This window comes from Halobacillus salinus, assembly GCF_004684905.1.
In the GTDB taxonomy this organism is placed as follows: Bacteria; Bacillota; Bacilli; order Bacillales; family Halobacillaceae; genus Halobacillus; species Halobacillus salinus.
This window is the reverse complement of record NZ_SRJC01000004.1, coordinates 221,286-240,542: the sequence shown is the minus strand read 5'-3', so window position 1 is coordinate 240,542 and position 19,257 is coordinate 221,286. Positions and strand designations below refer to the sequence as shown.

Below are 19,257 nucleotides of genomic sequence, written 5' to 3'. Positions count from 1 at the left end.
CCATTACCTAGAGTAATTAAGATCCCTCAGAGACGATGAGGTTGATAGGTCTGAGGTGGAAGCGTGGTGACACGTGGAGCTGACAGATACTAATGGATCGAAGACTTATCTATCTGAAAAGACGTTGGTTTACAAGTTTGATGAAACTCTTATCCAGTTTTGAAGGTTTACTAAAAACCTTATAATGATGTGGTGGTGAAGGCGAAGAGGTCACACCTGTTCCCATGCCGAACACAGCAGTTAAGCTCTTCAGCGCCGATGGTAGTCGGGTTTACCCCCGTGAGAGTAGGACGCCGCCACGTCATTCTTCCTTATTAAATTGTATTGTTGTGTAAACACTATTCCAACGTAGCTCAGTGGTAGAGCAATCGGCTGTTAACCGATCGGTCGTAGGTTCGAATCCTACCGTTGGAGCCACTTGCTTCCATAGCTCAGTGGTAGAGCACTTCCATGGTAAGGAAGGGGTCGCCGGTTCAAGTCCGGCTGGAAGCTCTGAAGAAAGTTACACGTTTTTGGCCCGTTGGTCAAGTGGTTAAGACACCGCCCTTTCACGGCGGTAACACGGGTTCGAATCCCGTACGGGTCACCACTTAGTGGAGGATTAGCTCAGCTGGGAGAGCACCTGCCTTACAAGCAGGGGGTCGCAGGTTCGAGCCCTGCATCCTCCACCATTTCAAGCCGGCCTAGCTCAACTGGTAGAGCAACTGATTTGTAATCAGTAGGTTGGGGGTTCAAGTCCTCTGGCCGGCACCACTTAACGCGTGGAGGGATAGCGAAGTTGGCCAAACGCGGCGGACTGTAAATCCGCTCCCTTTGGGTTCGTAGGTTCGAGTCCTACTCCCTCCACCATTATTCTTTTAAAGATTTGCTGGTGCACATTCAATCAGCTTATTTTTATGGGAAAAAAGCTCGTTACATGCATAAGATTCATTGTCTATGTTTATAATAAGTTTGTAATCGTTGGGCCATAGCCAAGCGGTAAGGCAACGGTTTTTGGTACCGTCATGCGCTGGTTCGAATCCAGCTGGCCCAGCCATTTTTTACTAAGCTTGTTGTTTTCGTTTATGATGCCTACTTAAAGGGTACGTTACAAAACAAACATCTTGAGATCTTAAGCATATAATGTAACGATAATCCATTTTATTATGTATGAGCCATTAGCTCAGCTGGTAGAGCATCTGACTTTTAATCAGAGGGTCGAAGGTTCGAATCCTTCATGGCTCACTTTTCATTACAACTTCATCGCGGGAGTAGTTCAGTGGTAGAACACCACCTTGCCAAGGTGGGGGTCGCGGGTTCGAATCCCGTCTCCCGCTCCATATGGGGCCTTAGCTCAGCTGGGAGAGCGCCTGCTTTGCACGCAGGAGGTCAGCGGTTCGATCCCGCTAGGCTCCACCAACTTACATATATATCGCTTTTCATATACAACTGGTATTCTTACTAAGAATACCAGTTTTTTTATTTTATCTGGACGGGGTCAATAATGAGAAGACTTGTAAACATGCAGTGATCTTCCTATTAAGGGGCAGTGTGCGTATATATATACACAAAGTTGTCCAGTTGAGTCATTCAGAATAAAACGGATACAATAAGGATAGCGAATAAAGGAGGAGAATTGAATGAACAATCACCTTTCCATTATCGGAGTTCCCATGGATTTGGGACAAATGAGAAGAGGCGTAGACATGGGGCCAAGTGCTATCCGTTACGCTGGTATGATCGAACGTCTTGAACAGTTGAATTATGTAATCGAGGACTTGGGAGATATTGAAATTCCAAGGCCGAAATCTAATAAGGAATCAAAACTTGATAATCTTCGTAACTTAAATGAAATTGCCGAAGGAACAACGCGCCTTGCAGAAAAGGTAGACGAAGTTGTAGAGAAGGGCAGTTTCCCGTTAGTTCTAGGTGGGGATCATAGTATTGCTATGGGGACATTAGCAGGACTTGCTAAGCATTATGATAACCTAGGTGTGATCTGGTATGATGCTCATGGTGATTTGAACACGGCGGACAGCTCACCTTCAGGTAACATACACGGTATGCCGCTTGCTGTCAGTCTAGGAATCGGTCATGAGAAGCTTACGAGCATTCATGGCGACGAGCCGAAGATCAAGCCTGAGAATATCGTTATTATCGGTGCGCGTTCACTAGATGAGGGTGAGCGAGTATTGATTGAAGAGAAAGGCATCAAAGTTTATACGATGCATGAAGTGGATCGTATGGGAATGCCTACAGTAATGGATGAATCTATCGAATACTTACGTGGACGTACAGATGGTGTCCATTTGAGCCTTGACCTAGATGGTCTAGATCCAAATGAAGCTCCTGGAGTGGGGACGCCTGTACTCGGTGGGCTAAGCTACCGTGAGAGCCATTTAGCGATGGAGATGTTGTATCAGTCCAATATGTTAACATCAGCTGAATTCGTGGAAGTGAATCCGATTCTTGACGAACGCAATAAAACGGCAACTGTAGCTGTAGGATTAATGGGTTCTTTGTTCGGTGAAAGTTTAAAATAAGTAAACATAAAGAAACCGTCACTTCGTGAAAGAAGTGGCGGTTTCTTTTGTGTTGGTATGGATTATCGCTTATTCTATATATGACTCGTAACTTTCTGGGTCATATCATCATATTGGTTCATTAGCGCGTCTAATTTTCTACTGACTTGTAATACTTCATTGGACGAAAGGGAGTTTTCTACAGCGACACGTGACATTTGTTCTCGGCAGGTTTCAATTTCTTTTAAAAGTGATGCTTCACCCTGCATGTTGCAATCCTCCTCTTTACATTTTACATATTATGTCTTATAACCGTAATGAGAGAGATTTAAACGAAAAAGATTAAAAAACTTTGAAACCAAAAGGCGAGGTCATCCGTATAGGATATCGACCGCACGAATAGCGGAGGTATAGCAGATGGAATCCATGATTAAACAGAAAATAAAAGAAGTTAAAAAAGGGGACCAATCGTCTTTTGAAGACATAGTGGCTTTCTACCAGAACAAGGTATTCCATATTTGTCTTAGAATGATCGGTAACTCTTACGAAGCAGAGGATCTTGCACAAGAGGCCTTTATTAGGGCTTATACGAATATTCACTCGTTTGATGAGCGCCGTAAATTCTCTACATGGTTGTATAGGATTGCGACGAATTTAACGATTGACCGTATTCGTAAGAAGAAGCCGGATTATCATCTGGACGCAGAGGTAAAAGGAACAGATGGTTTGGATATGTATTCTCAGTTGGCAGCAGACCAAGCGCTACCTGAGGAAGAAGTGGAAAGCCTTGAGCTTCAATCGTATATCCACCAAGAGATTTTGGCGTTACCTCCTAAGTATCGTAGCGTCATAGTACTCAGATACTTGGATGAGTTAGCTCTCCAGGAAATTGCTGAGATTTTAGACATCCCTGTAGGAACCGTCAAAACACGAGTGCATCGGGGCAGGGAAGCTTTACGCAAAAGGCTTCGACATGTGTAAAGGAGTTGAGAGGGAATGAATTGCAAACAAGAAGCTGTTGCACTCATGCACAAATATATGGATGGCGATTTAAATAAAGAAGAAGAAAGACGACTGCGTGATCATTTGCAGGCCTGCCAAGCCTGTCAGAGCCATTTCCATGAATTGAAGCGTACAACGACACTTATTACCAATACAATGCCTGCACAAGCGCCTAAGGACTTTACAGCGAATGTCATGGCTAACCTTCCGAAAGAGAAGAAACGACGTAATTATGCTCGCCTGTTTCAGAGTCACCCGATTCTCACCGCGGCGGCTGTATTTTTCATTCTTATGTTCAGTGGAATCTTCTCAGCCTGGAACCAGGACCAGCAAGTGACGGTTTCCAAGCAGGAGAATCTGGAGATAAAGGATGAAGTGGTTATTGTTCCAGAGGGTGTGACGGTGAATGGTGATTTGACCGTGCGCAATGGGGACTTGAGAATTGAAGGGAAGATCGATGGAGATGTGACTATTATCAACGGTGATATCATTGATGGGGAGCCGGATGGTTCTATCGATGAAGAACTGGATTCTTCCACGCTTAGAGCTTATACAGGGGAATTGACCGAGGTTAACCAAATCTATGAGTGGGTTTGGTACCAGACGAAAGGACTCGTTTCTGATATCTTTTCTTTTGGATCAGATGAATAAGCATATAGTAGAGACCGTCTTGTAAGAAAGGCGGTCTTTTTCTATAGGTGTAGGAATAGGTTTATCAATGTTCCTATTCTTCATATATTGGAAAAATGAAGTATGATATAATGGAACAGGCTAATCATTTTTATAAATTTCGTTTTATTTTTATATAAAAGGAAGTGTAGGCATGCTTGATGGGGGATTAGATGTATTAGATTATTTCTTAATCGCGGTTGATATTGCCCTTGTCTGGTTTGTTGTATATAAATTAATCATGCTGATCCAGGGTACGAAAGCTGTTCAATTGTTGAAGGGTATTTTCGTAGTTCTGGGGATCTGGTTATTGAGTAATTTATTTGGACTAACCACATTAAGGTGGCTGATGTCACAGGCGATCACATGGGGTTTTCTCGCTATTATCATACTGTTCCAGCCGGAGTTAAGGCGAGCTTTGGAACAATTAGGACGCGGCAGCTTCTTCAGTAGGAACACGGCTGAAGAGGAAGATACCGAGAAATCAATCCAGGCAATCATAAAGTCGTGTCAGTACATGGCAAAACGCCGAATCGGCGCACTCATTACGATTGAACGTGATACGGGTATGGGAGATTATGTCGAGACAGGAATCAAGGTGGGAGGACACCTCTCCAGTGAGCTGTTGACGAACATTTTCATTCCGAACACCCCACTTCATGACGGTGCGGTCATACTTAAGAATAATGAGATTGTAGCAGCAGCTTGTTACCTTCCCTTGTCTGAGAGTCCTTTCATCTCAAAGGAACTCGGAACAAGACACCGTGCAGCCATGGGGATCAGTGAAGTGACAGATGCGCTTACTATCGTAGTGTCTGAGGAAACGGGTGCCATCTCGTGTACAAAAAACGGAGAGCTGCACCGTGACTTAGACCAAGCGAAACTTGAAGAGATATTGCGCACTGAATTGGACTACTCTTCCCCTTCGGTAAAATCGTGGAACTGGAGGGGGAAAAAGAATGGATAATTGGTTTCGAAGTGTCTGGTTCATCCGGATTATTTCATTGATTCTTGCAGGGTTATTGTGGGTTACTGTCAATGTTGATGATAATATGGACTCGGATTCTCTTATCTTTAATGATACGTCCTCTGATATGGAAGTGATGGACAATGTGCCGCTTGAGATTCGTTTCGATAGTGACGAGTATGTTGTCAGTGGGTTACCGCAAGAAGTTTCTGTGACAGTCGAAGGACCGCCTTCTGCTGTGACGCCTGTGGTAAGGCAGCAAAACTTTGAAGTGTTTGTGGACTTAATGGAATATGGCCCAGGAACGCATGAGGTTTCTCTTCAACATACTGGAATTTCCAACCAACTGGCGGTTACAATTGAACCGAAGACCATTGAAGTGACGATCGAAGAGAAAGTCGGCGAAGATTTCGAAGTCAGTGTGGATTATCTGAATGAAAGCACCATGTCGGGTGAACTAGAAATCGGAGATCCAGAGGTAACGCCGTCAACCGTTCAAATTACTGGTGCATCTTCTATTGTCGAGCGCGTCGCTTCTGTTAAAGCGATAATCGACGTAGGAGAGGCGGACAGTACGATAGAGAACCAAGAGGCCCCTGTTAAAGTGTATGACAATCAAGGGAATGAATTGAACGTTCTCGTAGATCCGAATGAGGTGATGGTAACCGTCCCGATTGTGGAACGTATGAAACAAGTACCGTTCCAATTAGAAGGTGTCGGTGGAGCCCCTGAAGGAGTAATTGTCAATTCGTTGAATTCAGAGGTTCAACAGATCACCATCTATGGTTCACAAGAGACACTTGCGTCGATTGAGGAGTTCCCTCCGATCGAAGTCGACTTAACAGAAGTAACCGAAGACCAAACCGTTAATGTGAAGGTTCCGGTTCCAGAGGGAGTTAAGCGCGTCGATCCGGAGACAATTGAAGTACAAATTGACGTTGAACAAGTACAAACAGACGAAGAGGATACAGAGGCATAAGCCTACGCGTCCTCTTCCCAATAATCGAAATAAAATAAGTTATAGGATAGTTTGGAAAGAGAGGTAGGACACATGGGTAAATATTTCGGAACTGACGGCGTACGCGGAGTCGCCAATAAAGAATTAACACCTGAACTGGCTTTTAAATTAGGTCGATACGGTGGGTATGTCTTAACGAAAGAAGTGAACAAACCAAAGGTCTTGATCGGCAGGGACACGAGGATTTCTGGGGAGATGCTTGAAGGCGCTCTAGCTTCTGGGCTTCTATCAATCGGGGCGGAAGTGATGCGTTTGGGTGTCATCTCTACACCAGGAGTCGCTTACCTTACTAAAGTGCTCGGAGCAGAAGCTGGAATCATGATTTCTGCTTCCCACAACCCAGTAGAGGATAATGGGATCAAGTTCTTCGGTCCTGATGGATTCAAACTGACAGATGCTCAAGAAGAAGAGATAGAAGCGTTGATCGACTCTGAAGAAGACAACCTTCCTCGTCCGTCTGGAGCGGACCTCGGTCAAATCAACGATTATTTCGAAGGTGGACAGAAATACCTTCAACATCTGAAGCAGACGATCGATTATGACTTTGAAGGTCTGAACATAGTATTAGACTGTGCTCACGGTGCGACATCATCTCTTGCTTCGCACTTATTCGCAGATCTAGAAGCGGATATTACGTCCATTGGTTCTACACCAGATGGCTTGAACATCAATGAGGGATGTGGCTCCACACACCCGGAAACACTTCAGAAGACTGTTCAAGAGAAAAATGCTGATATTGGTCTTGCCTTCGATGGGGACGGAGACCGCTTAATTGCAGTTGATGAAAAAGGGAACATCGTAGATGGAGACCGCATTATGTACATATGCGCAAAGCATATGAATGGACAAGGCACGTTGAACCACTCGACAGTCGTCTCTACCGTCATGAGTAACCTCGGTTTTTACAAAGCGGTGGAAGCACAAGGTATGAAGAGTGACAAAACAGCTGTTGGGGACCGTTACGTCATGGAAGAAATGCGTCGCGGGGGCTATAACCTCGGTGGGGAACAATCCGGACACATCATCTTCCTTGATCACAACACAACAGGAGATGGATTGCTGACGGCGCTTCAACTTGTGAACGTCGTGAAAGAGACAGGTAAACCACTCTCTGAACTGGCAGGCGAAATGGAGAAATTCCCACAAGTTTTGAAGAACGTGCGTGTCATCGATAAGCAGCGTGTGCAAACTCACCCACGCATTCAAGAGGCTATTCAAGCTGTTGAAGAAGAAATGGGTGATAGTGGCCGTGTGCTAGTACGCCCGTCTGGAACGGAACCACTCGTACGGATCATGGTCGAAGCACCAACAGAAGAGCAGTGTGAAGAGTACTGCGATAAAGTCGTGCAAGTAGTTCAAGAAGAACTAGGCATGCAAGATCAATAAAATGGGAAGGCGAGAGGGTCACGACCGTGGTCCTCTCGCATATTCTATTACAACTGGCTAACAGTTTAATGACGATGACGGGTTTTTATTGACCGCCTCCGTCTAGCTCAGGTAAAATAATAGATGTTCTTACAATTTTTGTGGAACTTCGACCTGAAAGTTACCTAAATCGACACTCACTGAGTACTTCCAAACTTGATTCTAGAAAAGAAAAGGTGGATCGAACAAGAAGTATCTTTCTATAAAAGCGCCAGGACTGTGCGGATCGAGTTTTGCACAGTTGACGAGGAGGAGGTTCATCGAGCATTCGGCGGATGCCTCCCGGTTGTAACACTTCAACCGCTCGTTTTCATGCCAAACCGAAGAGGCGACTCTTCGACCAAACCATGAGAACAAAGTGTCCAAAAAATTACGTCGGGAGAGGGGCAGCGAATAGCCCCTGAACGTAAGCGATTCGTTGCCCTTCTTTCACGAAGGAGGACAACACTTATGTGTGGAATTGTAGGATATATTGGACAAAAAGATACGAAAGAGATTTTATTGAATGGACTTGAGAAGCTGGAGTACCGTGGATACGATTCAGCAGGTATTGCAACATTGAATAACGACGGAGTGAATGTATCAAAAGTAAAAGGTCGTATTGCTAGCTTACGTAAAGCAGTAGATGAGAACATTTCATCTACACAGGGAATCGGTCACACACGCTGGGCGACACACGGTGTGCCAAGCGAGTTGAACGCTCACCCTCACCAAAGCGAATCAGGCCGTTTTACGATTGTACACAACGGAGTTATCGAGAACTACTTGGACGTGAAGAACGAATACCTAGCGAACGTTGAATTGAAGAGTGATACGGATACGGAAATCATCGTTCAACTGATCGAAGTGTTGAACAATGAAATGAACGACGTAGCGGCTTCTTTCCGTAAAGCGGTTCAGCTTCTAACAGGTTCTTATGCGATTGCTCTATTGGATGCTGAGAATGCAGATACAATCTATGTAGCTAAGAACAAGAGTCCATTGCTTGTTGGGTTAGGCGATGACTTCAACATGGTAGCTTCCGATTCTATGGCTGCCCTTCACGTGACGGATCAATTCCTTGAATTGATGGATAAAGAAACCGTAATCGTTCGTCGTGATGGCGTTGAAATCCAACAGCAGGATGGTACAGTGGTGACTCGTGAACCATTCACAGCAGAAATTGATGCAACAGACATCGAAAAGGGTACGTACCCTCACTTCATGCTGAAAGAGATCGATGAGCAACCATTTGTTATCCGTAAAATCATTCAAGAGTATCAAGATGAGAATGACAACATCAAGCTGGATGCTGATGTGCGCGAAGCGATGAAAGCATGCGATCGCATCTACATTATCGCAGCGGGTACTAGCTACCACGCTGGACTTCTAGGGAAGCAGTTTATCGAGAAACTAGCTAACATCCCTGTTGAAGTACACGTAGCCAGTGAGTTCTCTTATAACATGCCACTACTTTCAGAGAAGCCATTATTCGTATATATTTCTCAAAGTGGTGAAACAGCAGACAGCCGTTCTGTCCTAGTCCAAACGAAAGAATTAGGCCACCCGGCACTAACGATCACGAATGTGCCTGGATCCACCCTTTCCCGCGAAGCGGATTACACGCTTCACCTGCACGCTGGTCCAGAGATTGCTGTAGCCTCTACGAAGGCTTACACAGCTCAAATGGCCGTGCTTGCAATCTTAGCTGTTGATACAGCACGTGCTAAAGGATTGGAACTTGATTTCGATCCGATGCAAGAGCTTGGTATTGTGGCAAACACAATGGAAGCACTAGCAGATCAGAAGGAAAAATTCGAAGACTTGGCTCGTGAATACCTGCCAACGACACGTAACTGCTTCTTCATCGGCCGCGGCACAGACTACTATGTAGGTCTTGAAGGGGCGTTGAAGTTGAAAGAGATTTCTTACATTCAAGCGGAAGGGTTTGCCGGCGGAGAATTGAAGCACGGAACCATCGCTCTGATTGAAGAAGGAACTCCTGTCATCGCACTTGCAACGCAAGAGAATGTGAACCTATCCATCCGCGGAAACGTACAAGAGGTCGAAGCACGCGGAGCGAACAGCATGATCATCAGCATGAAAGGGCTCGACAAAGACGGCGACGCTTTTGTCATCCCACATGTGCATGAGCTGTTGACGCCACTTGTTTCGGTTCTTCCGATGCAGCTGATCTCTTACTATGCAGCGCTTCACCGTGACTGTGATGTTGATAAGCCTCGTAACCTTGCGAAGAGTGTAACGGTAGAATAATAAAAGCAAAAAGAAGGATCTCCATAAAGTTGGAGTTCCTTCTTTTTTTATTTAAGGGCAAATAAATTTGGCTGTTTTATCCACGATGAATCGTATCATTCAGCTTCTTCCGATACTTATCATCCCACGTCTTCTCATCTTTTATTAGCTCATCACAAAAAGCAGCAACATCTGGTCCGGTGAGTTCCGTTACTTCCTTATCTTCTGCAGCACCCATTTCAAACAAATCGAGAAGACCGCTGAAAATCCGATGTGTATCCTTCCAATCGATCGGCCCTCCAGTCGTCCACATGTATTTTTGAATTGCTTTGTAGGCATGAAAGTAATCTTCCGGCAGTGCCTTAGCACGCTTCTCCATCGCTCGCCATTCCCGCTTGTCATCCAAACTTCCGGTTAGTTTTTCGAAGATACTCATAACATCTACTCCTTTTTTTGTTTGAGTTCATTGATTTTGCTTGAAATAAACTGCCACTTCGTCCAGAAGGTTTGAAGGTGTTCCTGTCCTGCTTCGTTAAGGGTATAGAATTTTCTTGGCGGTCCTTTTGTGGATGGCTTTTTCTCTATATCGACCAGATTGTTTTTCTCAAGACGCATCGTGATGGTGTAGACTGTTCCTTCCACTACATCTGTAAAGCCGAGTTCTCGAAGCTGTTGAGTAATCTCGTAGCCGTACGTTTCCCCGCGGCTGATGATTTCCAGCACACAGCCTTCCAGCACTCCTTTCATCATCTCTCTGAAGTCGCTCATTCTTCATCCTCCATCACTTTTTAACATCGGTACTTAGTATTACTTATTACAAGTATATAGTAATACAGAGTAGTGATGGTGTCAATGTTATTATTCGTTCTCTTAAGTGCTAGGCATGTCCAGAAGTCGCCCTAGAGAAACCGACTTACTAACCCATATAGGGGGTGTCCCCTATATGGATCTTAACCACAAGTGAATAACCACTGTAGCCTCATATATTGATACATCAGCCTCGCATGACGACCTTCTTCTGTGTATGGGTTCTGGAGTTGCTCTAATTCTTTGATAAAGGCGTAGTCACAGGCACAGCGATTTTTAGAATAACGGTAACATTCGTCGTGTCGTTTACAAGCAGCATCTACGGCGTTCAATGGCTCACCGGGACCACTGCAACCTGGGCCACAGTATTTATAACCAGGGAACAAACAGAACCTCGGACGACGTGGGTTTCTGTCTCGACTCATAGATCTCTACCTCCTTTAACAATCGCTTTCTACTAGTTTATGAAGGAGGAAAAGAAAGGAATGGGTATAATACACTTGCGTATATAAGCATGTACTTATATAATGGCTGAGGGTGAGGTGAGACAATGGAAAAAACTCAGTTGGAATTGGAACAAGTTGCTCATACCTTGAAGTTATTAGGGGATAAAACGCGCTTGACTATTCTCGGATTGGTGAAAGATGGAGAGTGCTGTGTGTGCGAATTTGTGGAAGTATTGCAAATGAGTCAGCCCTCTGTCAGCCAGCATTTACGTAAGCTTCGTGACGCTGGTTTCGTGAAGGAACGGAAGAGTGGTCAGTGGGTCTTTTATTCTTTGAATGCTGGTCATGAAGCATTCGATCTTATCCAGGAAGTATTACAACAAATTCCTGATCAGAAGGAAAAATTAAGCGCATTGGAGAAAGCGGGATTACGCATCCAGTGCGATTCGTAGGGGGATTGTATTGAACTTAGCGATTATAGCAACACTAATATTCATTGCGACACTCGTGTTTGTTATCTGGCAACCGAAAAATCTAGGGATTGGCTGGTCGGCCTGTGCGGGAGCGATTGTTGCTCTATTATTTGGCGTTGTCGATTTTCAAGATGTTTTAGCAGTTACAGACATTGTCTGGAATGCAACGCTTGCTTTTATAGCAATCATTATTATTTCTTTAATCCTTGATGATATTGGATTTTTCGAGTGGGCAGCTCTACATATGGCTCGTGTTGCAAAAGGTGACGGGAAGCGGATGTTCATCTATGTGACTCTGCTTGGAGCGGTCGTTGCGGCATTGTTTGCAAACGATGGAGCGGCTCTTATTTTGACGCCGATTGTCCTCGCTATGGTGCGGAATTTGAATTTCAAGGAAGCGATGATCATGCCTTTTATTATGGCGAGTGGTTTCATCGCAGATACAACATCACTTCCGCTGGTCGTCAGTAACTTGGTCAACATTGTTTCTGCAGACTTTTTTGATATCGGATTTGTAGAATATGCTTCGCGGATGATCGTGCCGAACTTCTTTTCTCTAGGTGCAAGTATTCTTGTACTTTGGTTGTTCTTCCGTAAGAGTATTCCATCTGATTATGATGTCTCCCAGCTAAAGAAACCCGTGGAGGCGATTCGGGATCATCGGATGTTCCGCATGTCGTGGGGCGTACTTGCTGTGCTTCTCATCGGATATTTTGCCAGTGAATCGCTAGGCATACCGGTATCGTTCATTGCGGGTGTTGTAGCGATCTTCTTCTTGCTTATGGCAAGGCGTAGTAAAGCAGTTAACACTAGCTCCGTTGTTAAAGGTGCCCCGTGGGCGATCGTGTTCTTTTCTATTGGAATGTACGTCGTTGTCTACGGTTTGCGTAATGTTGGACTCACAGAGTCACTGGCCGCACTGATTCAGGGAGCGGCGGATCAAGGCCTGTTCGTCGGCACGGTATCGATGGGCTTCATAGCTGCCATCCTTTCTTCGGTTATGAATAACATGCCTACGGTTATGATCGATGCACTTGCCATCTCTCAGACGAATGCAACCGGAACGATGAGAGAAGCGCTGATTTACGCGAACGTCATCGGTTCTGACCTAGGACCGAAGATTACACCGATCGGTTCACTTGCTACATTATTGTGGCTCCACGTCCTATCAACAAAAGGTGTCCGCATTTCGTGGGGGTATTATTTCAAAGTAGGTGTTATTTTAACGGTTCCTACACTATTGATCACCTTGGTCGGACTCTATATTTGGTTACTCATTATTTAATAAAAGGAGGACATTACACATGTCTACGAAACCAGTCATCTATTTTCTATGCACAGGGAACTCTTGCCGCAGCCAAATGGCGGAAGGGTTTGGTAAGAAGTATCTAGGAGACAAATATGAAGTGTTGTCTGCCGGGATTGAGGCGCATGGCTTGAATCCTAAAGCCGTCAAAGCGATGAATGAAGCTCAAATCGATATCACGGATCAAACGTCTGATATCATTGATGCAGATATTCTGAACAACGCTGCTTATGCGATTACGTTGTGTGGCGATGCGAATGATAAGTGTCCGATGACACCAGCGCACGTAACTCGCTATCACTGGGGATTTGATGACCCGGCGAAAGCGGAAGGAACTGAGGAAGAGAAGTGGGCGTTTTTCCAACGTGTCCGTGACGAGATTGAAGCACGTATCAAGAAATTCGCTGAAGAAGAGGCGTAAGGGATAAGAAAGCCGGGACATAGCGTTCCCGGCTTTTTTACGTTATTAGACAAAGTTATTAGCTTATTCGACACCACTATTAGCGTCGCCCCTCTCTAGTAAAAGAATTGAAACTTTTGTCAGAGTATTTCGTAAATGTAGAAGGGAGCGTGATGAGATGAGTGTACAAGAAAAAGCGCAACGTATGATTGATATATTTTCTGAGATGAATGATAAAAATAAATGGACGGATGATCGCATTTTGATGATGGCAGCATCTGTTTATGTCGTGAAAAACCGTGAATTCGATGCAGAGCGTTATACGGATTTGTGTGAATACATCAAGCAAGAATCCGGAGCGTTCTCATATTTGCGTTCTACGATTCGATTCAGCGTAGCGGCATGGCTGGATACACGGTTCGATGACCCAAGAGAAGCTTTTCAAACTTACAACAGGGTGTATGATCGAATGATTGAAAAAGGGTTCAAACGGACGACGTTCACGTATATTGCGGCGTTAGTAATGCTTCAAGACGACGAGTCGGAGTTGGATGAATGCATGGATAGGTCGTTAACGGTATATGAACGGATGAGGTCCGAACACCCTTTCATTACCTCTAAAGACGATTATCCACTTGCTGTCCTACTAGCCCAGCAGGAAGGCGAGATAGATACGTTGATCTACCGCATGGAAGAGATTTATAGCGGTCTGAATGCAAATGGATTCTGGAAAGGGAACAACCTCCAGTTCATCAGCCAGATGCTGTCTCTGGATACGATTCACGATGCGGAAACGCTCGTGAACAGGGCGACACATTTATCAGATCAATTAAAGAATGCATCGTTAAAAACGAAGAGTATGCACTATCCGGAGATCGGAATGCTCACGTTGACAGACGAGACGGACCGGTTAGAAGATATCCGGATGATAAGGGATCAATTGAATGGTGAGAAGAAATACCGTTGGCACCGGGATTTGAACTATAAATTAGCGGTTCAGCTTGTTGTCAGTGAATCTCTACAAGAAGATTCCGTGGCAGAGGCCGGACTGTTCACAAGTATGGAAGTCATCATGCAGGCTCAACAAACGGCTATCATGGCAGGGGCAGTCGGAGCTGCAGCTGCATCGAATGGAGGAGCGTAAATGGAAGATAATCAAACGTTTGACCAATTCCTGAAAGATTTCGAAGAAGCATTCAGCGGCTGGGATTTTTCTTTCGTAACGGATACGGGAAGGATTCAGAGTCATGCATTGTCTTGGTCTTATGGCAGTTACATATTGCCGTTTGTCCGACAATCGAATTCGATGCTCGACATGGGAACAGGCGGAGGAGAACTACTTTCCAAACTGGGTCCTCTTCCTGAAAAAGTGTCGGCGACAGAAGCATATGAACCGAATATACCAATTGCTCGTGATCGACTAGAACCGCTAGGCATCCGGGTGGCCGCGATCACAGAGGACTCCAAGCTTCCGTTTGATGATAACGAGTTCGATCTAGTGATCAATAAACATGAGTCGTTCTCTCCATATGAGGTGCGTCGTATCCTTAAGCAGGGAGGTGCGTCGTATCCTTAAGCAGGGAGGGGCGTTCATTACCCAGCAAGTAGGCGGATACGACTGCCGGAAAATCAACGAGGCACTTGGCTCTCCTGAAAATGTGTATGAGCACTGGGATCTCGAAGCGGCCGTTCATGGCTTGGAGCAACATGGCTTCACGGTGGAAAAAACAATTGAAGAATATCCGCCTCAACGCTTTTATGATGTAGGGGCGTTACTCTACTATTTGAAAGCGATCCCTTGGCAGGTGCCGGACTTTTCTATAGAAAGTTACCGGGAGCAGTTGCAAAGTATCCATGAAGAGATAGAGGAGAAGGGTTACTTTGAAGTAGAGCAACACCGCTTTCTGATTGAAGCGCGTGTATAGGAGGAGAAACCATGTACGATGAAATTTTCGAGACGGTTGTCCAGATTACACACCATGACTACGCCGGATGCATCGATAAAAAGGGGTGGGATCATCCTGCATACTTTCGTGAGCAAATAGCAACTAGACAACTGAACGACCAATCGTTTGAAGCTTTGATGCAAGACTACCTTAGGGATTATCAAGAATTACATATGGGGTTTCGACGATTAGAACAAGAGAGCCAGAGGGATGTAGGGTTCACGGTCCGTCGTTATGAAGATTCGTTGTATGTAACGTCTTCCCAACAAGAAAAGAGAATTCAGGTCGGAGATCGCATCGTAGCTTTAGACGGTGAAACGATTGAGCAGGCAGCCAAAAGGCATGCAAGAGAATTAAAGGCCTCGCATCATGAGCGCGAGGATTGGAGCGGAGTCCTTCTCGATACAAGCGAAGTAGAAGTGATAGCTAGTAGCGGAGGTGGAAGGACGCTTGCTTTACAAGCTTTCACCAAGCTCCCCCATACGCCATCCTATAAAATCGAATCAGTGGAAGACACGCTTATTTTGACGATGACCGACTTCTGGAATCATGATGCCATCACCGAGTTAATCCGTCACAATGAGGGACGCTTCCAAAACGCCAAGAAGCTCATCATTGATGTCCGTACCAACAAAGGTGGAAGTGATCTAGCCTATTCTGAGTTGCTTCCCTATCTATTCAAAGGTTCTCATGTAGATCTACGTGATTTTGGCGACAAGGCCTACACGCTCTGCACAGAGAGGAATGTCGACCTTAGGGTGGAGTTGATGGACCAAGTACTCCAGACCATAGAAGATGAGAAAACGAGACATCAAATCGATGTGATGGTTCGAGAATTGAAGAAGAATCGAGGGAACGGATTCGTGGAGCTGGATTTGTCTGAGATCGAGGACAACATGAGCTTTGATACCAAGCAAGGGCCTGAAGAGGTGGTAGTGCTGTCTGATGTTTTCTGTGGGAGTTCTGGAGATTCGTTTGTTGAGACGGTGAAGCATTCTGACAAAGTCACCGTAATCGGACGTCCGACGCTCGGAATGAACGATTATGCAAACGTTGCGATGATGACAATGGAGGAAAAGTTTCAGTTCTGGTATCCAACTTCCAAGTCATCTGCTGTAGATGAAGGAAACGGAATGGGTGGAGTCGGCATTCAACCAGACGTTTATATTCCTTGGACACCGGAGCATTTAGATAAGGATGTGGATTTGGAGCGGTCCATGGAGGTATTAGAAAATTTCACACATAAGGGCTCAAATATATAAGGAAAGCTCGGACATTTGCCCGAGCTTTTACTTTTTAGAATGGGTTCGTTGCCCATTGAAGCGATTGTTTGATGAAGATTCGTTGATTCAATTTCAATAGACTTACCATGTATTCCGCCATATCCTCTGGCTGCATGTATTTGTCCTCGTTGGACTCATCCAGTTGATCGCCAAAAGCAAGTTCGGTCGCGACTAAGCTCGGGTTGAGCGTTTGGACACGAATGTTGTTGCGGCGGACTTCCTGCATGAGGGCTTCGGTCATGCCTTGAACCGCAAATTTGGAACCACTGTAAGCAGTACTTCCAGCTGTTGCTTTCAATCCGTTACTAGAAGAAATGTTGATGATGTCGCCGCGGTCTTTTTCCACCATATGCGGAAGCACAGCTCGTGTTACGTGATACATACCGAAGACATTGACCTCGAATGTACGCTTCCACTCTTCTGGATCTGCTTCGAGCATCGTTCCGTATAAGCCGATTCCAGCGTTATTGATCAAAATATCGGCTTTCCCTAATTTCTCTTCTAGCTGTTGAATAGCTTCATTCACTGCTTCCATATCCGATACGTCTACAGCTGCCGTCTCTGCTTTTACCCCAAGGCTGCGTACTTCTTCTGCAACCTCTTGCAAGTGGCTTTCTGTTCGTGCGATCAGTCCGACATGAATCCCTTCACGAGCAAATTCCAGTGCGGTAGCCTTCCCGATTCCACGTCCGGCACCTGTAATATAAGCGATTTTACCTTGAATGTTCTGTCCCATTATGAATCATCCTTTCTACTATTCAGTCTAGTTAGGTCAGAGAGGAGAATCAACTAGAAGGCATGATTGAAAAAAATCTCAATTAGGTTACGATAGGAAAAGGATACTGAAAATGGAAGGGGAGGAGAGAATGGAATACATACAAGAGATCCGGTCTAAGATAGGCACTCGCCCGTTAATCATCGTGGGATCGACCGTTTTGGTGCATGATGAACAGGAACGAGTGCTGTTCCAGCTTCGTTCCGATACGGAAGAGTGGGGACTTCCCGGAGGTGCAATGGAGCCTGGGGAGAGTTTAGAAGAAACAGCGGGACGTGAGTTATGGGAAGAGACAGGACTTCAAGCAAGTGAATTCACCCTTCTTGGGACGCTTTCGGGGGAAGAATTCTATTTCCAATATCCGAATGGCGATGAGGTGTACAACGTCATTGCCGTTTTTCGTGCTGACCAAACAAAGGGAAAGCTATCTGTTTCTAATGCTGAGAGTGAAGCGCTCCGCTTCTTCTCAATCGACGCTCTGCCTTCTCCGCTGGATGAACGGGCAAAACTGGTTTTGGAAGCGGTGAATACATGAAGAGGATTATGGTAATGAGTGTTTCTCCCGGCGCCGGAAAGTCGACGCTCGCGAGACAATTAGGGGATATTCTTGGAATCGAGGCTTACCATTTGGACCGGTATTTTTGGAAGCCAGGATGGGTGCAGGCAACAGAAGAAGAGTTTGAAGAGAAACAAAGGGAAATGGTAAGTGAGGAAAGTTGGATCATCGATGGAAACTATTCGGGGACCTATAAGATTCGCACCTCGCGTGCCGACACTATTATTTATATTGAATTGCCCCTCCTCACTTGTTTGTTGCGAGTCTTCAAGCGTTGGTGGAGACACCGAGGCCAGATACGAGAAGACATCGGCTGCACAGAGCGGATGGAGTTTGACTTCCTGAAGTTCATTGTGACGACTTACTACAGAAGAAAAAAGCGGATGCGCGAGCGATTCAGAGCAATTCAACAAGAAGACGTGACGAAAGAGATTATTTTGCTTAGGAGTCGAAGGGACGTCCAGGCATTTTTAGAAGATCAGAAAGGATGAGTATGTGAACCCGGCAATCAATGGACTGAAGTATCTGCTGTCGAATAAGAAATCACTTGTTTACTCTACATTTGACTTGAAAGGATACACTCGTGCTGCAGCGAATCTGCAGGCAGCGGGCATCCCGTTTAGAACCGCTAGTTATTCTTCACCACGGGAGACGGGAGCGGCTTACAGCGATCTTACAGTCCAGTTCAAAGTGTACGTTAAGAAAGAGCATCAATCGGAAGCACAAAAGGTAATTCATCAACGTTAGGAGTGGAGGGTATGGAGAAACTATACATGTTACACGGTTTTATGGGGACCGGGGAAGAGCATTTCCAAAACCAGATCAAATATTTCGAATCAGACTTTGAAGTGATTGCGGTTGATTTACCTGGTCATGGAAAAGAAGAAGAGTCTGCGGAAGATTACTTTACTTATACTTTAAATTGGTTGGAAGAAAGGATACGAGGTCAAGGGGCAGGTTACGTGTTAGGGCTCTCACTGGGTGCGTCTCTAGCTATTCATACGGCGATGAATCATCCAGAGCTTGTCAAAGGAGTCATACTTACAGGTTATGCTCCGTCTGTCCCTGAAAGTATGCGACCTTTAATGGAAGAACAATACAAAACATTTATTAATATCGAGGAGGAAGATCCGGAGGTAGCGTCACACTTTAAACAGTTACATGGAGAAAAGTGGTTGAAAACAGTACATAGAGTGTTGCATATGATGACGTACGACTATCCTGAAGTAACTGCAGAACAGCTCTCGGCAATAAATGTACCGCTTTTATTATTGAATGGCGATCAACAACTACATGAAGTGCAGGCGGCCGTTAAGCTGAAAGAGGCGAATGAAAGATTTAGAGTGTCTTTGGTGCCTGAAGCGGGTCATACGCCCAATATGGACAAGCCTAATATCTTCAATACAGTGCTAGAGGACTGGCTTAGTACATGAATAGACGGACAAAGTCGC

21 protein-coding genes, 10 tRNA genes, 2 rRNA genes and 1 pseudogene are annotated in these 19,257 nt (G+C 45.2%); 29 read left to right on the top strand and 5 right to left on the bottom strand.

The features are described from left to right. From E4663_RS15605 to rocF, 13 genes are all read left to right on the top strand, one after another. A 23S ribosomal RNA gene (locus tag E4663_RS15605) occupies window positions 1-113 on the top strand; the annotation flags it as partial. 75 nt (window positions 114-188) lie between these two features. Next, window positions 189-302, top strand: a 5S ribosomal RNA gene (gene rrf, locus E4663_RS15600). 40 nt (window positions 303-342) lie between these two features. Beyond that, a tRNA-Asn gene (locus E4663_RS15595) sits at window positions 343-417 on the top strand. 3 nt (window positions 418-420) lie between these two features. Next, window positions 421-492: transfer RNA gene (locus E4663_RS15590), tRNA-Thr, on the top strand. 22 nt (window positions 493-514) lie between these two features. Then, a tRNA-Glu gene (locus E4663_RS15585) sits at window positions 515-589 on the top strand. Between the two features lie 6 nt (window positions 590-595). Continuing rightward, a tRNA-Val gene (locus E4663_RS15580) sits at window positions 596-671 on the top strand. A 6-nt stretch (window positions 672-677) separates the two neighbouring features. Further along, a tRNA-Thr gene (locus E4663_RS15575) sits at window positions 678-753 on the top strand. A 10-nt stretch (window positions 754-763) separates the two neighbouring features. After that, a tRNA-Tyr gene (locus E4663_RS15570) sits at window positions 764-849 on the top strand. Between the two features lie 112 nt (window positions 850-961). Continuing rightward, a tRNA-Gln gene (locus E4663_RS15565) sits at window positions 962-1,036 on the top strand. Between the two features lie 115 nt (window positions 1,037-1,151). Then, window positions 1,152-1,224, top strand: a tRNA-Lys gene (locus E4663_RS15560). A gap of 20 nt (window positions 1,225-1,244) precedes the next feature. Beyond that, window positions 1,245-1,319, top strand: a tRNA-Gly gene (locus E4663_RS15555). A gap of 3 nt (window positions 1,320-1,322) precedes the next feature. Then, window positions 1,323-1,398, top strand: a tRNA-Ala gene (locus E4663_RS15550). Window positions 1,399-1,619: 221 nt separating this feature from the next. After that, complete coding sequence (gene rocF, locus E4663_RS15545; RefSeq protein ID WP_079477313.1) at window positions 1,620-2,522, top strand: arginase; 903 nt, start codon at window positions 1,620-1,622, stop codon at window positions 2,520-2,522. 74 nt (window positions 2,523-2,596) lie between these two features. Here rocF and E4663_RS15540 read toward each other — a convergent pair whose 3' ends face one another. Continuing rightward, window positions 2,597-2,770: an aspartyl-phosphate phosphatase Spo0E family protein gene (locus E4663_RS15540; RefSeq protein ID WP_079477312.1), complete on the bottom strand. Its 174-nt coding sequence runs from the start codon at window positions 2,768-2,770 to the stop codon at window positions 2,597-2,599. A 148-nt stretch (window positions 2,771-2,918) separates the two neighbouring features. Here E4663_RS15540 and sigW point away from each other — a divergent pair, with 148 nt between their 5' ends. The 6 genes from sigW to glmS all read left to right on the top strand — a co-directional run bounded on the left by sigW (window position 2,919) and on the right by glmS (window position 9,835). Further along, window positions 2,919-3,482, top strand: a complete 564-nt coding sequence (gene sigW, locus E4663_RS15535; RefSeq protein ID WP_079477311.1) for an RNA polymerase sigma factor SigW — start codon at window positions 2,919-2,921, stop codon at window positions 3,480-3,482. Between the two features lie 15 nt (window positions 3,483-3,497). Beyond that, complete coding sequence (locus E4663_RS15530) at window positions 3,498-4,154, top strand: anti-sigma factor family protein (protein WP_079477310.1); 657 nt, start codon at window positions 3,498-3,500, stop codon at window positions 4,152-4,154. 172 nt (window positions 4,155-4,326) lie between these two features. Next, window positions 4,327-5,139 carry a diadenylate cyclase CdaA gene (cdaA, locus tag E4663_RS15525; protein ID WP_135328302.1) on the top strand — a complete coding sequence of 271 codons (813 nt, stop codon included), beginning with the start codon at window positions 4,327-4,329 and terminating at the stop codon, window positions 5,137-5,139. Then, window positions 5,132-6,118 (top strand): CdaR family protein, encoded by a 987-nt coding sequence (locus tag E4663_RS15520; RefSeq protein WP_135328301.1) that lies wholly within the window; start codon window positions 5,132-5,134, stop codon window positions 6,116-6,118. Before cdaA ends, E4663_RS15520 begins: the two co-directional genes overlap by 8 nt. A gap of 72 nt (window positions 6,119-6,190) precedes the next feature. Continuing rightward, window positions 6,191-7,543, top strand: coding sequence for a phosphoglucosamine mutase (gene glmM, locus E4663_RS15515; RefSeq protein WP_079477307.1), 1,353 nt, complete (start codon window positions 6,191-6,193; stop codon window positions 7,541-7,543). Window positions 7,544-8,032: 489 nt separating this feature from the next. Continuing rightward, the gene (gene glmS, locus E4663_RS15510; protein ID WP_135328300.1) at window positions 8,033-9,835 is read left to right on the top strand and encodes a glutamine--fructose-6-phosphate transaminase (isomerizing); all 1,803 of its coding nucleotides are present in this window, start codon (window positions 8,033-8,035) and stop codon (window positions 9,833-9,835) included. A gap of 76 nt (window positions 9,836-9,911) precedes the next feature. Here glmS and E4663_RS15505 read toward each other — a convergent pair whose 3' ends face one another. The 3 genes from E4663_RS15505 to E4663_RS15495 form a co-directional block, all read right to left on the bottom strand. Beyond that, on the bottom strand, window positions 9,912-10,250 hold the full coding sequence (locus E4663_RS15505) for a DUF1048 domain-containing protein (RefSeq protein WP_135328299.1): 339 nt from the start codon (window positions 10,248-10,250) through the stop codon (window positions 9,912-9,914). Window positions 10,251-10,255: 5 nt separating this feature from the next. Further along, complete coding sequence (locus tag E4663_RS15500) at window positions 10,256-10,582, bottom strand: PadR family transcriptional regulator (RefSeq protein ID WP_079477304.1); 327 nt, start codon at window positions 10,580-10,582, stop codon at window positions 10,256-10,258. A gap of 182 nt (window positions 10,583-10,764) precedes the next feature. Next, window positions 10,765-11,046 carry a phospholipase gene (locus E4663_RS15495; RefSeq protein WP_079477303.1) on the bottom strand — a complete coding sequence of 94 codons (282 nt, stop codon included), beginning with the start codon at window positions 11,044-11,046 and terminating at the stop codon, window positions 10,765-10,767. Between the two features lie 125 nt (window positions 11,047-11,171). On the opposite strand from E4663_RS15495, the gene E4663_RS15490 reads away from it, so the two are divergent. From E4663_RS15490 to E4663_RS15465, 6 genes and pseudogenes are all read left to right on the top strand, one after another. Beyond that, window positions 11,172-11,519 (top strand): ArsR/SmtB family transcription factor, encoded by a 348-nt coding sequence (locus E4663_RS15490; protein ID WP_135328298.1) that lies wholly within the window; start codon window positions 11,172-11,174, stop codon window positions 11,517-11,519. Between the two features lie 10 nt (window positions 11,520-11,529). Further along, the gene (locus tag E4663_RS15485) at window positions 11,530-12,825 is read left to right on the top strand and encodes an arsenic transporter (protein WP_135328297.1); all 1,296 of its coding nucleotides are present in this window, start codon (window positions 11,530-11,532) and stop codon (window positions 12,823-12,825) included. Between the two features lie 19 nt (window positions 12,826-12,844). After that, window positions 12,845-13,267, top strand: coding sequence for an arsenate reductase (thioredoxin) (gene arsC / locus E4663_RS15480; protein ID WP_135328296.1), 423 nt, complete (start codon window positions 12,845-12,847; stop codon window positions 13,265-13,267). Window positions 13,268-13,424: 157 nt separating this feature from the next. After that, complete coding sequence (locus E4663_RS15475; protein WP_079477299.1) at window positions 13,425-14,390, top strand: DUF4003 family protein; 966 nt, start codon at window positions 13,425-13,427, stop codon at window positions 14,388-14,390. After that, window positions 14,391-15,171, top strand: a pseudogene (locus tag E4663_RS15470) (class I SAM-dependent methyltransferase). 11 nt (window positions 15,172-15,182) lie between these two features. Further along, window positions 15,183-16,454: a S41 family peptidase gene (locus E4663_RS15465; protein ID WP_135328295.1), complete on the top strand. Its 1,272-nt coding sequence runs from the start codon at window positions 15,183-15,185 to the stop codon at window positions 16,452-16,454. A 34-nt stretch (window positions 16,455-16,488) separates the two neighbouring features. On the opposite strand, the gene E4663_RS15460 is transcribed toward E4663_RS15465, so the two are convergent. Next, complete coding sequence (locus E4663_RS15460; RefSeq protein WP_079477297.1) at window positions 16,489-17,211, bottom strand: 3-ketoacyl-ACP reductase; 723 nt, start codon at window positions 17,209-17,211, stop codon at window positions 16,489-16,491. 130 nt (window positions 17,212-17,341) lie between these two features. On the opposite strand from E4663_RS15460, the gene E4663_RS15455 reads away from it, so the two are divergent. Genes E4663_RS15455 through E4663_RS15440 form a run of 4 tightly spaced genes read left to right on the top strand, consistent with a single transcriptional unit; the run spans window position 17,342 to window position 19,239 of the window. Then, the gene (locus E4663_RS15455) at window positions 17,342-17,785 is read left to right on the top strand and encodes an NUDIX hydrolase (RefSeq protein WP_277752122.1); all 444 of its coding nucleotides are present in this window, start codon (window positions 17,342-17,344) and stop codon (window positions 17,783-17,785) included. Next, window positions 17,782-18,297 (top strand): P-loop NTPase family protein, encoded by a 516-nt coding sequence (locus E4663_RS15450; protein ID WP_135328293.1) that lies wholly within the window; start codon window positions 17,782-17,784, stop codon window positions 18,295-18,297. The genes E4663_RS15455 and E4663_RS15450 overlap by 4 nt, the downstream gene beginning before the upstream one ends. A gap of 4 nt (window positions 18,298-18,301) precedes the next feature. Continuing rightward, complete coding sequence (locus E4663_RS15445) at window positions 18,302-18,553, top strand: hypothetical protein (RefSeq protein ID WP_079477294.1); 252 nt, start codon at window positions 18,302-18,304, stop codon at window positions 18,551-18,553. An 11-nt stretch (window positions 18,554-18,564) separates the two neighbouring features. Then, window positions 18,565-19,239: an alpha/beta fold hydrolase gene (locus E4663_RS15440; protein WP_079477293.1), complete on the top strand. Its 675-nt coding sequence runs from the start codon at window positions 18,565-18,567 to the stop codon at window positions 19,237-19,239. Window positions 19,240-19,257: the final 18 nt, after the last annotated feature.

Bases quoted from the DNA above. Each gene is read 5' to 3' on its own strand.
- rocF (WP_079477313.1), top strand. From the start codon at position 1,620: ATGAACAATCACCTTTCCATTATCGGAGTTCCCATGGATTTGGGACAA.
- E4663_RS15540 (WP_079477312.1), bottom strand. From the start codon at position 2,770: ATGCAGGGTGAAGCATCACTTTTAAAAGAAATTGAAACCTGCCGAGAA.
- sigW (WP_079477311.1), top strand. From the start codon at position 2,919: ATGGAATCCATGATTAAACAGAAAATAAAAGAAGTTAAAAAAGGGGAC.
- E4663_RS15530 (WP_079477310.1), top strand. From the start codon at position 3,498: ATGAATTGCAAACAAGAAGCTGTTGCACTCATGCACAAATATATGGAT.
- cdaA (WP_135328302.1), top strand. From the start codon at position 4,327: ATGCTTGATGGGGGATTAGATGTATTAGATTATTTCTTAATCGCGGTT.
- E4663_RS15520 (WP_135328301.1), top strand. From the start codon at position 5,132: ATGGATAATTGGTTTCGAAGTGTCTGGTTCATCCGGATTATTTCATTG.
- glmM (WP_079477307.1), top strand. From the start codon at position 6,191: ATGGGTAAATATTTCGGAACTGACGGCGTACGCGGAGTCGCCAATAAA.
- glmS (WP_135328300.1), top strand. From the start codon at position 8,033: ATGTGTGGAATTGTAGGATATATTGGACAAAAAGATACGAAAGAGATT.
- E4663_RS15505 (WP_135328299.1), bottom strand. From the start codon at position 10,250: ATGAGTATCTTCGAAAAACTAACCGGAAGTTTGGATGACAAGCGGGAA.
- E4663_RS15500 (WP_079477304.1), bottom strand. From the start codon at position 10,582: ATGAGCGACTTCAGAGAGATGATGAAAGGAGTGCTGGAAGGCTGTGTG.
- E4663_RS15495 (WP_079477303.1), bottom strand. From the start codon at position 11,046: ATGAGTCGAGACAGAAACCCACGTCGTCCGAGGTTCTGTTTGTTCCCT.
- E4663_RS15490 (WP_135328298.1), top strand. From the start codon at position 11,172: ATGGAAAAAACTCAGTTGGAATTGGAACAAGTTGCTCATACCTTGAAG.
- arsC (WP_135328296.1), top strand. From the start codon at position 12,845: ATGTCTACGAAACCAGTCATCTATTTTCTATGCACAGGGAACTCTTGC.
- E4663_RS15475 (WP_079477299.1), top strand. From the start codon at position 13,425: ATGAGTGTACAAGAAAAAGCGCAACGTATGATTGATATATTTTCTGAG.
- E4663_RS15465 (WP_135328295.1), top strand. From the start codon at position 15,183: ATGTACGATGAAATTTTCGAGACGGTTGTCCAGATTACACACCATGAC.
- E4663_RS15460 (WP_079477297.1), bottom strand. From the start codon at position 17,211: ATGGGACAGAACATTCAAGGTAAAATCGCTTATATTACAGGTGCCGGA.
- E4663_RS15455 (WP_277752122.1), top strand. From the start codon at position 17,342: ATGGAATACATACAAGAGATCCGGTCTAAGATAGGCACTCGCCCGTTA.
- E4663_RS15450 (WP_135328293.1), top strand. From the start codon at position 17,782: ATGAAGAGGATTATGGTAATGAGTGTTTCTCCCGGCGCCGGAAAGTCG.
- E4663_RS15440 (WP_079477293.1), top strand. From the start codon at position 18,565: ATGGAGAAACTATACATGTTACACGGTTTTATGGGGACCGGGGAAGAG.